The organism is Mucilaginibacter phenanthrenivorans (assembly GCF_024721155.1).
GTDB lineage: Bacteria > Bacteroidota > Bacteroidia > Sphingobacteriales > Sphingobacteriaceae > Mucilaginibacter > Mucilaginibacter phenanthrenivorans.
Genome location: NZ_JAHVAP010000007.1, coordinates 459,819 through 474,890, shown reverse-complemented (window position 1 = coordinate 474,890; position 15,072 = coordinate 459,819). Strand labels below are relative to the sequence as shown.

The following is a 15,072-nucleotide window of genomic DNA, read 5'->3' as shown; positions in this document are numbered from 1 at the left end:
ATGGATAAGAAAATTGGATTTATCGGGCTCGGTAACATGGGCATTCCGATGGCAAAAAATTTGATCAGTGCAGGCTATCACCTGCAGGTTTACAACCGCACCATTTCAAAAGTTGACGAACTGGATGCGGCCTCAACTACCAAATGCAAAACGCCCGCCGAAGCTGCCAGCGGGGTGCAGATAATTATCACCATGCTATCCGAAGACGAGATCGTAAAGGAGAATGTTTTGGGTGAGGATGGGATTCTTAAAACACTCCCTAAAAATGCGCTCCATATTTCCATGAGCACCATCGCTCCTGACACCGCACAACTGCTCTCTGAAGCACACAAAATCGCAGGCAGCAACTACCTCGCTTCGCCAGTTTTCGGCAGACCGGAAGCCGCCGTCGCGAAGAAGCTTTGGATCTGTGTTTCCGGCTCTCAGCAGTCGAAGGAAATTGCGAAACCTTTGCTGGAAAGTTTAGGCCAGGGCATCTTTGATTTTGGTGAAACTGCTGGTGGAGCAAACGTTGTAAAAGTTGCAGGAAACTTCATGATCATGGCGTCAATGGAGATGATGGCCGAGGCTTATACCCTTGCTGAAAAAAATGGACTGGACAGGTTGAAGGTTGCCGAGTTTTTTGGCTCCACTTTATTTAACGCTCCCATTTTTCAAAATTACGGGCGGACCATTGCCGGCAAGCAATACCAGCCGGTGGGCTTCAAATCAAAATTAGGCTATAAGGACGCGCGTATTGCATTTAAATTATCACAGCAGAGCGAAACACCAATGCCGATAGTTTCTGTCGTACACAACCGCTTATTGAGCGCCGTCGCAAAAGGCTGGGGTGAGAATGATTGGTCGGAGGGTGTGGGCCGTGGCGTTAGTGAAGATGCAGGAGTTTAGAGAATTTCGAAAGTCGGATGTTCGATTTCGGATTTAACTGATTGCAGATTAATTAATTTATGAATACTCTGATTTTTATATCGGAATAAGTTCGGATTAGAATTGTCAACTTTTAAAAAGTTGACAATTCTGTATCTCTTCGAATATCGGAATTTCGAATTAGCGTGATAGTTCTAACAAAGGGATATAAAATTTATTTTTGCAATGCCTGCACCTGTAGTTTGTTTGTTTTATTAAAAGAGCCCTTACCAGGAAGTAAACACCGTACACTGCCACCGGAATGGTAAATGCAAGAAAAGCCAACAACATGATACCAGCCGGTGGACCCGGAATATCATCATCCTTTAAATTTAAAAGTAGTAGCCAGTAGGGCAAAACTACAATGGTGCAAACAGCCGACTTGAGTAAATACCTTCGCCGGCTCATGACCTTTATGTTCCTGCTTTTACATTCCGGACATTTTTGCGCCGGAAGTTTAGGTTTGCTGGGATCAACCGGTGGTTTTAAATTATAACGTTTAGGGTAGGTGGCCTTTTCCATCTTTCTAAATCCAATTTTTACGGTAAATCCGAAATCGAATATCTGAGTTTCGAGATTCTAATAAAAAACCTGGTTCTCTTCTTCCAGCCCGCTCAAGTCCGGAGCGTTTTCAAAGATACCGAAAACTGATGCCCCGCTCCCGCTCATGCTGGCGTATAAGGCACCGGCTTCGTAAAGCGCGGCCTTTACCCCTCTTATCTCCGGATGATTTTTAAAAATCGAACCTTCAAAGTCGTTTTTGATATATTTTTTCCATTCGCTAATGGGCTCATAAATTAAATCCATTAACGAGTCTTTTACTGGCGCAGGTTTTACGCCGCGATAAGCTTCGGCTGTAGAAATTTGAACAGGCGGCATAACCAGCACAACCTGGTATTTGGACAGGTCAAGTTTTATAGGTTCAAATTCGTCACCTACCTCGAACGCAAATACCGGTTCATTTTTAATGAAGAAGGCACAGTCGGCGCCAAGCTTTTTTGCATAGCCGATCATCTGTTCATCATCCATTCCCAACTCAAATTTTTGATTGACCAGGCAAATGAAAAAAGCAGCGTCGGATGAGCCGCCCCCAAGTCCTGCGCCTATTGGGATGTGTTTATGCAGATGGATCTTTACCGGTGGAATATCAAAATCCTTTTTCAACAGGTGATAACCCTTAACACAAAGGTTATCCTCTGCCCTGCCCGGAATCTCAAGTCCCGACGACTCGAAGCTCAATTCATCAGCCTCAACAATTTCCAGCGCATCTTTTATATTCACCGGGTAGAAAATAGTTTCCAGGTTATGGTAGCCATCATCGCGGCGATTAATTACATTGAGGCCTATATTTATTTTTGCGTTGGGGAAGATTATCATTAGTTGATTGGGTTGATTAAGTGAGTGGTTGATTAGGTTGATCATGTCACCCAACTGGCTGTGTCCTCACAGCCAGCATTCCTTTGCCGCAAAGTTATTATGTTCTGCGTGATTTAAGAATGATTAACAAACCTCTATTTTTGAACATCCGTAGGTTTCACAAATTAGATTATCTTAATTTGTATTTTTTAAATAAATTGATTCAGTTAGATTAAGTTGAATAGGTTGACTAAGTTGTTATCGATTATAACCATTTTCTTAAATAACAGCCTCATCAAAACCCACTAAACTCAATCAACTCAATCAACCCAATCAACTCAAAAAAATGAAACAGTATCTCGACCTGATGAAGCATGTGATGGAAACCGGCGCGCAAAAGCACGACCGCACCGGAACCGGAACATTAAGTGTGTTTGGCTACCAGATGCGTTTTAACCTGCAGGATGGCTTCCCGATGGTAACCACTAAAAAGCTGCACCTGAAATCCATCATCCACGAGCTGATCTGGTTTTTAAGCGGAGATACCAATATTAAATATTTAAAGGATAACAGCGTCCGCATTTGGGACGAGTGGGCTGATGCTGATGGGAACCTCGGGCCCGTTTACGGCTACCAGTGGCGCTCATGGCCAAAACCCGATGGGGGGCATATCGACCAAATCACCCAGGTGGTAAATCAAATAAAAAACAATCCGGACTCGCGCCGGATGATGGTTTCCGCCTGGAATGTTGCTGATGTTAACCAGATGGCCCTTCCACCCTGCCACAGCCTGTTCCAGTTTTATGTAGAGCCCCCTAACCCCTTAAAGGGGGAACTAAAGGGCAAGTTGTCATGCCAGTTATACCAGCGGAGCGCTGATATATTTTTAGGTGTGCCATTTAACATTGCATCATACGCTTTATTGACGATGATGATGGCCCAGGTTTGTGATCTTGAATACGGCGACTTTGTACACACATTTGGCGACGCTCATATTTACAACAATCACCTGGAGCAGGCGCAGCTGCAACTAAGCCGCGATCCGCGCCCCTTACCAACCATGAAAATCAATCCTGATGTTAAGGATATTTTTGCATTTACGTTCGAAGACTTTGAATTAGTGAATTACGATCCATGGCCGCATATAAAGGCTGTTGTGGCGGTTTAATCATTACTTCACAGGAAAGGATTACTCGTGCGTCCTTGCGAGGAACGAAGCAATCTCTTCACACGCAAATCAGGGAACGAAATATTGTGGCGATAAAACAACGGCTTTAAGGTTCCATCAACATACAGGTTCGTTGATTGTCCTACGCAGAGCTTGCTTCGTTCCTCGCAATGACGGGTTTTAAATCAACTATTTCATTATCTCAAAATTCTATGACCAAAACAATAGTAGTAGCCATTTCCGAAAACCATGCCATTGGCAAGGACAATAAATTATTATGGCACTTACCGAAGGATCTCAAGCACTTTAAGGAGATCACTACCGGTGGCACGGTAATAATGGGCCGCAAAACTTATGAATCAGTAGGTAAGCCATTGCCTAACCGAAGGAACATCATAATAACCAGGCAGGATATTAAAATTGAGGGATGCAAAGTGGTAAACTCAATTGAAGCAGCAATCGATCTTTGTAAAACCGAGAAAGAAGTCTTTATTGTTGGCGGAGCCGAGATCTATAAACAATCCATGCATCTTACCGACCGGATCTACTTAACCATTGTTCACAAAAATTTTGATGGCGACAGTTTTTTCCCTGAGATTAGCCTAAACGAATGGAAGGAAGTTTATCGCGAAGATCACGAGCCGGATGAGAAGAATTTATTGCCTTATTCCTTCATTACATATGAGCGGTTTTAGGGGTTAGAGATTGGTGATCAAAAATTGGTTTTTCTTTATAAAAACGACCGAAAACACGATTTATTGAATCATGTTTTAAAAAATTTAAAACTTTACAATTCACATAACATATTTATTATCAAACACTAACAAGCCCAACATCTAATCTCCGGGTCGAAATCTTAATCTCTCCGGCAATGATTTAAATTAAAAATTTCATGCTTAGGAAATTTTATTAGATTTGCCGTCTTATTTAAAATGCTTATAAACTAATTAATTACATATTTTAATTCACAATGCAAGGTAAAGGGGTTGTTAAATTTTTCGCCATATTGCTGGCTGCTGTATGTATATACCAGCTTTCATTTACATGGGTTGCACACAAAGTAGAGAATGATGCGCACGTATTTGCAAAGGGCGATACAACAAAAGAAAAGGCTTACCTGGATTCAATTTCAACGCAACCGGTATATCCGTTGTTAGGTCACAATTTTCAGTACGTTAAACAAAGAGAGCTGGCCCTTGGTTTGGACCTTGAAGGCGGCATGAGCGTTACCATGCAAATCAAGTTGAACGACCTGGTTAAAAAATTATCGAACGATAACACGGATCCGATATTTAATCAGGCCATGGCGGCGGCTACTGTTGACGGTATAAAAAGTCAGGATGACTACATTACCTTATTTGTTAATGAGTATGAAAAGCTTAACCCAAACGGAAAATTAGCCAGTATTTTTGCAACTAAGGATAACCAGGATCATATAAAATTTAACGCCACCAACAGCGAAGTTGAAAGCTACCTGAAAGATGAAGCCAGCACCGCCGTTACACAGTCGTACACGATTTTAAATACGCGTATCGACCAGTTTGGTGTTGCCAACGCTAATATTCAGCGTCAAAAAAATTCAGACAGGATTTTAATTGAATTACCTGGTGTGAAAGAACCGGAACGCGTTCGTAAACTGTTATCAGGAACTGCGAAGCTTGAGTTTTACCAAACTTATGATAACAGGCAGGTGAACCAGTTACTGACCAGCATCAATGGCATTATTGCTGCTAAGGTAAAACAGTCGAAAAAAGACACTACAAAAGCTGCGGTTAAACCAGTCACTCCTGCAACTGCTGCTACTGCCGCCGCTAAAACCGATACATCGAAAGGCAAAGATGCCCTCTCATTACTTAAAAAAGTTCAAAAAACAGGCGCAAAAGATACTTCCGCTTTAACCGGCAAGACACAATTTGCAGAGCAATATCCATTCTTCGCAGTTTTGAAGCCGGCGATATACCAGGGACAAAACGGACAGGGTGAAATTGCTCCGGGTTCTATAGTTGGCCACGCTGAAGTAAAGGATACTGCACAAGTTAACAAATACCTTCGCAGTCCCGAAGTAAAATCGGTTATCCCGCAAAGCATGAAATTCCTTTGGTCGGTAAAACCAATTCCAAAAACAAAAACATTCGAATTATATGCCATTAAATTGGTAACAGCAGCGAACGGCCCGGTACTTGCAGGCGACGTGATTAATGATGCCCACTACGACGTTGACCAGAAGGGTAATCACGAAGTGGTTATGGTAATGAATTCTGACGGTGCTCAAAAATGGCGCGCTGTAACTGCCGAAGCTGCTGCCGATCCGAATAACAAACAGCAAATAGCAATTGTACTTGACGACAATGTTTACTCTGCCCCTGTCGTTCAAAATGAAATATCAGGCGGTGTATCCTCAATTTCAGGTAACTTTACACTTGATGAGGCAAAGGATTTGGCCAACGTATTAAAGGCTGGTCGCTTGCCTGCCCCGGCACACATTGTTGCTGAAGCTGTTGTTGGTCCATCGTTGGGCCAGGAGGCTATTCATGCAGGTCTGCTATCCAGCCTTGTAGGCTTACTGGTGGTACTTGTATTTATGATAGCCTACTACAACAGGGCGGGCACCGTAGCAGTGGTTGCGGTTATTATCAACATCTTCTTCCTGATGGGCGTATTGACCAGCCTCGGTGCGGTGTTGACAATGCCGGGTGTTGCAGGTATCGTGCTTACCTTAGGTATCTCGGTGGATGCGAACGTACTGATCTACGAGCGGGTTCGTGAGGAATTGGCTTTAGGTAAATCGCTTCGTATTGCAATTACAGATGGCTTTAAACATGCGTTATCATCCATTCTCGATTCAAACATCAGTACATTCCTTACGGGTTTGATCCTTTTTGTTTTCGGTACAGGCCCAATCCAGGGTTTTGCGGTTACCTTGATGATCGGTATCATTACTTCCCTGTTCTGTTCATTATTGATCTCAAGACTGGTATTTGAATACATGCTTGAAAAAGGATGGGATATCAAATTCTCAAACCCATGGAGTTCACATACCTTCAAAAACGCTAATTACGCATTTGTTAAAAACCGTTTTAAATTTTACATATTCTCAGGCATCTTTATTGTTGCCGGTTTAATATCAATGGCTACCCAAGGCTTTAACTATGGTGTTGACTTTGTGGGCGGGCGTACTTATGTAATGAGGTTTGCTACTAAGGACGTAAGCACTGAAACTGTACGTAAAATTGTTGACAAGAATTTGGGCGAGGGTAACGAGGTTAAAACATTTGGTACAGATATAAGCATAACAACTAAATACCTGCTTGATAAAGATTCACCAACAAGTGATGCACAAGTACAGGCTGCGTTGATAAAGGCATTAAATACGAACCCGACAACACACGTTACCGAGAAAAGTATAATGAACTATCAAAAAGTTGTACCTACCATAGCAAACGGACTTAAAAAATCTGCTGCTTTAACGGTAATTTTTGCCATCATTATTATATCGGCATACATACTTATCCGTTTCCGCAAATGGCAATTTAGCTTAGGCGCGATGGTTGCAACTGCGCACGATGCTTTAATGGTACTATCATTCTTCTCTATATTTAAGGATGTGCTTCCGTTCTCGCTTGATATTGACCAGTCGTTTATTGCTGCAATATTAACGGTAATAGGTTATTCCATTAATGATACAGTGGTTGTATTTGACCGTATCCGCGAGTTCCTGAACCTGCACCATGCAAAAACTGATGATCCTAAGACCGTCATTAACGACGCGATCAATAACACCTTAAGCCGTACGATTATTACAGCTTTAACTGTGGTGTTGATCTTGCTGGTATTATTCATCTTTGGTGGCGATGTTATCCGCGGCTTCTCGTTCGCATTGTTGATCGGGGTATGTTTCGGTACCTACTCGTCGATCTGTGTGGCAACACCGGTAATCATCGACTTTGGAAAGAAAGATCTGAGATAAGTAAAAAAAATAGTTTATCTAAAGGCTCCAAAGAACATTTGGAGCCTTTTTTGTTTCATATACAAACTAAAATTAATTGGTTATGGATACTAAGGATAAAGCAAAGTTCCCCCAGGTGGTAATCGTTGGTGGCGGTTTTGGCGGCCTGCAGGTGGCAAGCCATCTGAAGGATGAGCCGGTAGAAGTGTTGATGCTCGATAAGCATAACTACCACACGTTTCAGCCGCTGTTATACCAGGTGGCCACCGGAAGTTTGGAGGCTGAATCAATTGCATTTTCGCTCCGTAAGAACTTTGCGGGTCAAAAAAACTTCCGCTTTAACATAGCTGAGGTTACAAAAGTGAATCCTGAAAAAAACACGATAGATACGTCCATTGGCGAAATCGCCTATGATTACCTGGTTATAGCAACTGGATCAAACACCAATTTCTTCGGCAATAAGGATATCGAAAAGTTTGCAATGCCGATGAAGTCAATCCCCGAGGCATTAAATCTGCGCTACCTGATATTGCAAAACCTGGAGGAAGCAACTATAAAAGCTACCCGCGAGGAAAAGGCCCCGCTTTTAACATTTGTGCTGGTAGGTGCAGGGCCAACAGGTGTGGAGCTAGCCGGAGCATTGGCCGAGATCAGGAACCATATACTTTGTAAGGACTATCCCGAGTTAAAAAAAGAAGACATGAAAGTTTACCTGGTCGACTTTTTACCAAAGGTACTCGGCCCGTTCTCTGACGAGGCATCAAGAAAGGCTTATGAGTTTTTAACCAACATGGGTGTTGAAGTACTACTGAATGTAAAAGTTGACAGCTACGATGGCGACGAGATAAAATTTGAGGGCGGTAAAACCATTCGTACCAAAAATGTGATCTGGTCGGCGGGCGTTATGGGGGAAGTTCCTGAAGGCTTGAATAAGGATATTATAGTTAGAGGCAACAGGATAAAGGTTGACGATAATTGCCGTGTTGAGGGCAGTAAAAACATCTTTGCGATAGGCGATGTGGCAGCAATGATAACCAGGGATACACCCAAGGGTCATCCGGGTGTGGCGCAGGTAGCTATTCAAATGGGCAAGTATGTAGCACAAATCATACTACAAATGCTTAACGGAGAACAAACAAAGCCGTTTAAATATTTTGATAAGGGTTCGTTAGCCACAATTGGCCGCAATAAAGCGGTTGCCGATCTGGGTAAGGTAAAATTCCAGGGATTTTTTGCCTGGCTGGTTTGGATGTTTGTACATTTGATCTCGCTTTTGGGCTTTAGGAATAAGGTGATCGTTTTTATAAACTGGATAGGCAGCTACATCAGTTTTAACGGTGGCAACAGGCTTATCATCAGGCAGTTTAGAAGTGAAACTTTGCCCGATAAAACCAAACAGGTATCAAAACCGGATTAACTTTGACAAATTCAACCGTAAAAATAACCGAATGCCCGCGCGATGCCATGCAGGGGCTGCATGATTTTATAGCGACCGATCTAAAAGTGGCGTATATAAATTCGCTTTTACAAGTTGGTTTTGATACGATAGATTTTGGCAGTTTTGTGTCGCCAAAGGCTATCCCTCAAATGCGGGATACTGCGGATGTCTTAAGTAAGCTTGATTTAAGCAATAGCAAGTCGAAACTGTTAGCTATCATTGCTAATTATCGCGGCGCGGAAGAAGCTGCCAGCCACCCGGAAATATCATATTTGGGTTACCCCTTTTCAATTTCGGAGACATTTCAAAGACGAAACACAAATTCAGGTATTAATGATTCATTTGATACTGTAAAACGGATGAATGAATTATGCGGTGCACGCAACAAGCAACTTCTTGTTTACCTGTCCATGGGGTTTGGAAATCCGTACGGTGATGAATGGAACGAAGAAATAGTATTGCAATGGGCAGAAAAGCTGATTGACGAGGGCATTCAACACATTGCGTTGGCTGATACGATCGGCATTGCAAGTCCCGAACAAATCAGTAGTTTATATCCGTTACTAAAAAGCAACTTCCCGGAAACTGACATTGGCATTCACCTCCACTCAACACCCAATACATGGCAGAAAAAAATTGAAGCCGCCTATAAAAGCGGTTGCAGAAGTTTTGATACTACAGTAAAAGGATACGGAGGCTGCCCAATGGCTAAAGACGAGCTTACAGGCAACATAGCTACAGAAAACCTGATTATATACTTACAATCTCAAAACGAGCCCATAGGGCTTGATATGGATAAATTCAGGGAGGCGATGGAATATTCGGGAAAGGTTTTTGGCTGATTAAGAGACTCGCTATTTGAGTTAAGCAAAAATCATTAAAACCAATTAACTCAATCAACCCAGTCCAACTTAATCAACTTTTAACCATCTTATAGTGCTTCATCCCCGCTTCTTCAAATTCCGGCCCGGTTTTTTCAAATCCAAATTTCTCGTATAAACTCACCGCCTGGATTTGTGAATTCAGATAAACATAAGTGGCATCGGCAGGCAGATCATCCAAAACGGCTTTCACCAGCACCTGCCCTACGCCCATTCCTCGAAATTTCTGCAGTACAGCGAAGCGTTCCAACTTGTAGCCATTCTCCGTCTTGCGCCAGCGACATGCTCCAGCGGGTTCGGCGTCAACTGTTGCTAAAAAATGTGTCGATACATCGTTAAATTCCAGCTCAAGGTCGGGAGGGCAGTGTTGCTCGCCTACAAATACTTCATAGCGGATTGCAAATACTTTTTCAACGTCGGCAGCATCACTTACTTTGCGCGCTTTTATTATGGGCATTTTTATACGAGTTTCTTTGCTTAAAACTGGCTTGCTTACTTGAATTATTTTCATTAGCCGCATCAATAGAATGCGTACAGGTTAAATCATCTTCCTGTTCGGCTAATTTAGATAATTGCACATAAAATTTTTGTAAATGATCGAGTTCTTTTTCAGTGAGATCTTCAATATTCACCATCCGGTTACTGGTACCCTGGTGCGATGCTATTAACTCATTCAGTTTAAGGTGAATCGCCTTCGAATCCTTATTCTGAGATTTCTGGATCAAAAACACCATCAAAAAGGTAACTATTGTAGTACCTGTATTGATGATGAGCTGCCAGGTATTTGAGTACTGGAAGATCGGCCCTGTTATGCCCCAGATCAATATGATAGCTGCGGCTCCTATAAAGGCGGCCGAACTACCCGTTGCTATAGTGGCCCAATTGGCAAAACGTTCAAATAAGTTCTTCTTTTTAGTCATGGTAAAACTATTTGATACAGAACAAAAAAAAGCGATAATGTTTTTTTAACATTACCGCTTTTTTTGTTTAATAGTGCACTAAGTTAGATTGAGTTGATTAAGTGATTGTTGCAATTTTCAACATAATCAACCACTCACTTAATCAACCTAATAAACTATAACTTACTATTTACATCGATGCAATTCAAATCGCCAAATGCTTCGGTCAGCCTTTTAACAAAGCTTTCTTCGCCTTTGCGCAACCAAACGCGCGGATCATAATATTTTTTGTTCGGAGAATCCTCGCCGTCCGGGTTACCGATTTGGGTTTGCAGGTATCCTTCCTTTGATTTATAATAATCCTTTATACCTTCCCAATAAGCCCATTGCATATCGGTATCAATATTCATTTTTATAGCACCATAAGATATGGCTTCCCTAATCTCTTCCTGGGTTGAACCTGATCCGCCATGGAATACAAAGTTGATCGGTTTTTCGGCAGTAAGGCCAAAGTGTTTTTTAACATACTCCTGAGAGTTATGTAAAATCACCGGTTGTAGTTTAACATTACCTGGTTTGTAAACGCCATGTACGTTACCAAATGCTGCTGCAACTGTAAAACGCGGACTAACCTTTGAAAGCTCCTCATACGAGTAAGCTACATCTTCTGGCTGTGTATATAAACGTGAGCTGTCAACATCAGAGTTGTCAACACCGTCTTCCTCACCACCGGTAACACCAAGCTCAATTTCGAGTGTCATACCCATTTTTGCCATGCGGGCAAGGTATTTGGCAGAGATTTCGATATTTTCGTGCAAAGGCTCTTCTGAAAGATCAAGCATGTGCGACGAGAATAATGGCTTGCCTGTTTCAGCAAAAAACTTTTCACCGTGATCCAATAAGCCGTCGATCCATGGTAAAAATTTCATCGCAGCATGATCCGTATGTAATATCACTGCTATACCGTAATGCTCGGCTAACAAATGCACATGCTTTGCAGCAGATACACCGCCAAGGATACAAGCCTGCAGCTTAGAGTTGTCTAATGATTTACCGGCATAGAACTGTGCACCACCGTTTGATAATTGAATAATCACCGGGGAGTTAACAGCCTTTGCCGTTTCCATAACCGCGTTAATGGTATTGGTACCTATTACGTTTACCGCAGGCAAAGCAAACTGGTGCTTTTTTGCTGCTTCAAATAGCTCCTGCACCTGGTCTCCGTGCAAAACGCCCTTATAATTTTTTAAATCCATTTAACTTTTAATTGGGGCTCGAAGTTAAAAAAAATAATGGTCATAGGTAATAATCACTTATTTAAACATCACTTTTTGCAAGTTTTTGAATAAACAATTGTTAATTATGTTTATGCTAAAAACAAGTATATAAATGAAGTGTAAATTTAGAGTTTTACAATAATCAAATGTAAAATTTGAGATATAAGGTTTGAGATAAGCGATTTGACTTAAGGAAACTAAATAAAAACAGCTGCAAAACCGTTTGTAAACCATGATATTGGGCACGAATTATTACTTCATAACTCTCCCCGATCTCATATCTCACATCTAATATCTTACATCTCGGAAAATATTTCGTTACTTTGCAGTCAATTGAAAGAGTTAGATATAGATATGGCTTGGTTTAAACGTGAGATCAAAGGGATAATTACGACCACTGAGGAAAAGAAGGAAGCCCCTGATGGGATCTGGAACAAATGCCCTGAATGTAAGAAGCCCCTTCACTATTCCGAACAGGTTGAAAATCAATATGTTTGTCACTACTGCGGGTATCACCTGCGCATCGGTTCAAAGGAATATTTCTCCATACTTTTTGATAATAACGAGTTTACAGAATTGTTCCCTGATTTGATTTCAGGTGATCCGCTGCATTTTGAGGATACCAAAAAGTACACCGACAGGCTAAAGGAAACCATGAGCAAAACCGGTTTAAAGGATGCTATTCGCGCCGGAGCCGGCAAAATCGGCGGGCAAGACCTGGTTATTGCCTGTATGGACTTCAACTTCATCGGCGGTTCAATGGGTTCAGTTGTAGGCGAAAAAATTGCCCGTTCAATTGATTATGCCATTGCTAACAAGGTTCCTTTCCTGATGATTTCCAAATCGGGCGGCGCGCGTATGATGGAGGCTGCATTTTCATTGATGCAAATGGCTAAAACATCCGCAAAGCTGGCTTTACTATCACAGGCTAAAATTCCTTATATTTCATTGTTAACCGATCCTACCACGGGCGGAGTAACTGCATCATATGCGATGCTTGGCGATATCAATATTGCGGAACCGGGCTCATTAATAGGCTTTGCAGGACCACGTGTTATAAAGGAAACTATTAAAAAGGATCTTCCAAAAGGTTTCCAGACTGCTGAATTTGTCCAGGAACACGGATTCTTAGATTTCATCGTCGACCGCAGAGAGATGAAAGAAAGATTAAGCTCATTTTTAAAAATGATGGCTAATTAAAACAGGTCTTAAACATTCAAAATAAAAAAGAGGTTGTCCAAAAAGGCAACCTCTTTTCATTTGTGCAGATTCAGGCTGAATATTAATATTTATTTAAAGATGCCTGCATTTTGGCCGGTGTCGCCTTCGGAGCCTTCGCTAAGTTTATCGTAGTTCGGCCCATCAACTTCAGCCTCTCCCTCACCCTTGTAAGTTTTTGATTTTGGGTCGCCGCGATTTATTTCGGCGGCATGTTCACTTCTTGAATTTTTAAAGGATTTTGTGGGATCATCCAAATCAGCATCCTGCTGTTTTATTTTTGGATCTATATTATTATTTTCCATTGGTTTATCATTTATAGATGTAAATAAGAAAGGTTACCAATAATGATAACCCTTCGTTAATACTGATCTTTTATCAGAAAAATTTAATTATTTATATGCCGCCTTCGGTACCAGGCTCATGACCAACCATTCTGCCGGTTGTACGGCCATGATTACTTGGTTTAAAATCGGTGGTTGCATTTCCTACTGCGGGAAATTCCTTTTGATCGGGAGGAGTAACGTCATTTCGCTCACTATATGAGGCATCGTTACCACTTTGCTGCTGCTCCTGTTCTGTTTGTTGAGAATAACCCGATCCTTCCTGTTCAGATTGCTTTTTTTCAGGAATTTCGTTCGGGCGACCCTGGCCTGAACGTTCCTGGTTTCTTCCGGGATTTTGATTATTTGAATTCATGGCGATTTTTAATTTATAATTAAATAAACCAACGAATTCCGCGTTTTGTTTTTACAAAGTGTAAAAAAACTATACTCCGGGAAAATTTAGCAGAAGTTTAAGCGCTAACCAAACAAAGCTCGCGAACCTTAGCTACGGTGTAATCTACCTCCTCCTTAGTGCTGTATTTGGAGAATGAGAAACGTACAGACGGCCGTGAAGAACTTGCGCCAATTGCGGTTAATACATGCGAACCAATATCACTTCCCGAGCTGCAGGCGCTGCCGCCAGACGCAGAAATACCGGCTATATCCAGGTTAAACAACAGCATATCTGCCATTTCCATTTCAGGGAACTGCACATTCAATACAGTATATAAGCTTTTTGCAGGATCGGTTTCGCCGTTAAAATTGATGCCGGGGATGCCTTCGGTTAACTGATTGATCATATAGGTTTTTAAGCCCTGGATATGATGCTGATGCTGTTCCATTTCGCTGTAGGCTATTTCAAGCGCCTTGGCGAGGCCAACAATACCGTAAATATTTTCAGTACCACCGCGCATATTGCGTTCCTGCGCACCGCCATAGATCAATGGCTTTATTTTTATACGATGGTTTACGTGCAAAAAGCCAACGCCTTTGGGTCCGTGTAGCTTATGCCCTGCGCAAACCAAAAAATGTGCTTTTAGCTTGCTCAAATCATGCTGATAGTGCCCCATGGTTTGTACAGTATCGCAATGATAAATGGCATTATAGGCTTCGCAAATATCACCAACATGCTCCATATCCGAAAGGGTACCTATTTCGTTATTCGCATGCATCAGGGATACAAAGCTGCGTTCATTATCCTTTAGTAAAGTTTCTAAATGATCGTAATCAACACTTCCTTTGCCGTCTACATCAACATAGCTTAATTTAATAACGCCTGCCCTTTCAAGCGCTTCCATGGTATGGATAACTGCATGGTGCTCCAAACGGCTGGTGATGGCATGTTTAATGTTATGATCGATAATGCCGCACCTGATGGCTGTATTATCAGCCTCGGTACCGCTTGAAGTAAAAAAGATCTCAGCAGGCGAGGTATGCAGCAGGTTAGCTATAGTTTTGCGAGCCCTCTCGATAAGTGTGCGTGCCTCACGGCCATGTGAATGAATGGATGACGGGTTACCGTAGGTATTTTCCATTACCTTTATCATTTCCTTAGTTACCTCAGGGTCAAGTGGCGTTGTGGCAGCATTGTCTAAATAAACACGCATGTTTGTAATTGATGAATGGGTCAGTTAGTGAATTAATGATGTATAAATCA

At 41.9% G+C, this 15,072-nt stretch carries 15 protein-coding genes; 7 read left to right on the top strand and 8 right to left on the bottom strand.

Annotation, left to right across the window (positions count from 1 at the left end; genetic code table 11):
• The gene (locus KXD93_RS19420; RefSeq protein WP_258139004.1) at window positions 1-888 is read left to right on the top strand and encodes an NAD(P)-dependent oxidoreductase; all 888 of its coding nucleotides are present in this window, start codon (window positions 1-3) and stop codon (window positions 886-888) included.
• 159 nt (window positions 889-1,047) lie between these two features.
• On the opposite strand, the gene KXD93_RS19415 is transcribed toward KXD93_RS19420, so the two are convergent.
• Window positions 1,048-1,428, bottom strand: a complete 381-nt coding sequence (locus KXD93_RS19415; protein WP_258139003.1) for a hypothetical protein — start codon at window positions 1,426-1,428, stop codon at window positions 1,048-1,050.
• A gap of 57 nt (window positions 1,429-1,485) precedes the next feature.
• The gene (gene ispE / locus KXD93_RS19410; protein ID WP_258139002.1) at window positions 1,486-2,283 is read right to left on the bottom strand and encodes a 4-(cytidine 5'-diphospho)-2-C-methyl-D-erythritol kinase; all 798 of its coding nucleotides are present in this window, start codon (window positions 2,281-2,283) and stop codon (window positions 1,486-1,488) included.
• Between the two features lie 325 nt (window positions 2,284-2,608).
• On the opposite strand from ispE, the gene KXD93_RS19405 reads away from it, so the two are divergent.
• The 5 genes from KXD93_RS19405 to KXD93_RS19385 all read left to right on the top strand — a co-directional run bounded on the left by KXD93_RS19405 (window position 2,609) and on the right by KXD93_RS19385 (window position 9,656).
• The gene (locus tag KXD93_RS19405; RefSeq protein WP_258139001.1) at window positions 2,609-3,430 is read left to right on the top strand and encodes a thymidylate synthase; all 822 of its coding nucleotides are present in this window, start codon (window positions 2,609-2,611) and stop codon (window positions 3,428-3,430) included.
• A gap of 212 nt (window positions 3,431-3,642) precedes the next feature.
• Entirely contained in the window at window positions 3,643-4,125 is a 483-nt protein-coding gene (locus KXD93_RS19400; protein WP_258139000.1) for a dihydrofolate reductase, read from the top strand.
• A gap of 275 nt (window positions 4,126-4,400) precedes the next feature.
• Window positions 4,401-7,397: a protein translocase subunit SecDF gene (gene secDF, locus KXD93_RS19395; protein ID WP_258138999.1), complete on the top strand. Its 2,997-nt coding sequence runs from the start codon at window positions 4,401-4,403 to the stop codon at window positions 7,395-7,397.
• Window positions 7,398-7,479: 82 nt separating this feature from the next.
• Window positions 7,480-8,793, top strand: a complete 1,314-nt coding sequence (locus tag KXD93_RS19390; RefSeq protein WP_258138998.1) for an NAD(P)/FAD-dependent oxidoreductase — start codon at window positions 7,480-7,482, stop codon at window positions 8,791-8,793.
• Between the two features lie 2 nt (window positions 8,794-8,795).
• Window positions 8,796-9,656: a hydroxymethylglutaryl-CoA lyase gene (locus KXD93_RS19385; protein ID WP_258138997.1), complete on the top strand. Its 861-nt coding sequence runs from the start codon at window positions 8,796-8,798 to the stop codon at window positions 9,654-9,656.
• Window positions 9,657-9,729: 73 nt separating this feature from the next.
• Here the strand turns inward: KXD93_RS19385 and KXD93_RS19380 are convergent, their stop codons facing one another.
• From KXD93_RS19380 to fbaA, 3 genes are all read right to left on the bottom strand, one after another.
• On the bottom strand, window positions 9,730-10,152 hold the full coding sequence (locus tag KXD93_RS19380) for a GNAT family N-acetyltransferase (RefSeq protein ID WP_258138996.1): 423 nt from the start codon (window positions 10,150-10,152) through the stop codon (window positions 9,730-9,732).
• Entirely contained in the window at window positions 10,121-10,615 is a 495-nt protein-coding gene (locus tag KXD93_RS19375; protein ID WP_258138995.1) for a low affinity iron permease family protein, read from the bottom strand. Before KXD93_RS19375 ends, KXD93_RS19380 begins: the two co-directional genes overlap by 32 nt.
• A gap of 155 nt (window positions 10,616-10,770) precedes the next feature.
• On the bottom strand, window positions 10,771-11,850 hold the full coding sequence (gene fbaA, locus KXD93_RS19370) for a class II fructose-bisphosphate aldolase (RefSeq protein ID WP_258138994.1): 1,080 nt from the start codon (window positions 11,848-11,850) through the stop codon (window positions 10,771-10,773).
• Between the two features lie 375 nt (window positions 11,851-12,225).
• Here fbaA and accD point away from each other — a divergent pair, with 375 nt between their 5' ends.
• Window positions 12,226-13,071, top strand: coding sequence for an acetyl-CoA carboxylase, carboxyltransferase subunit beta (gene accD, locus KXD93_RS19365; RefSeq protein WP_258138993.1), 846 nt, complete (start codon window positions 12,226-12,228; stop codon window positions 13,069-13,071).
• A gap of 89 nt (window positions 13,072-13,160) precedes the next feature.
• Here accD and KXD93_RS19360 read toward each other — a convergent pair whose 3' ends face one another.
• From KXD93_RS19360 to KXD93_RS19350, 3 genes are all read right to left on the bottom strand, one after another.
• Window positions 13,161-13,394 (bottom strand): hypothetical protein, encoded by a 234-nt coding sequence (locus KXD93_RS19360; protein ID WP_258138992.1) that lies wholly within the window; start codon window positions 13,392-13,394, stop codon window positions 13,161-13,163.
• A 91-nt stretch (window positions 13,395-13,485) separates the two neighbouring features.
• A complete protein-coding gene (locus tag KXD93_RS19355) occupies window positions 13,486-13,788 on the bottom strand; it encodes a hypothetical protein (RefSeq protein ID WP_258138991.1) in 303 nt (100 codons plus the stop codon).
• 97 nt (window positions 13,789-13,885) lie between these two features.
• On the bottom strand, window positions 13,886-15,022 hold the full coding sequence (locus tag KXD93_RS19350; RefSeq protein ID WP_258138990.1) for a cysteine desulfurase family protein: 1,137 nt from the start codon (window positions 15,020-15,022) through the stop codon (window positions 13,886-13,888).
• Window positions 15,023-15,072: the final 50 nt, after the last annotated feature.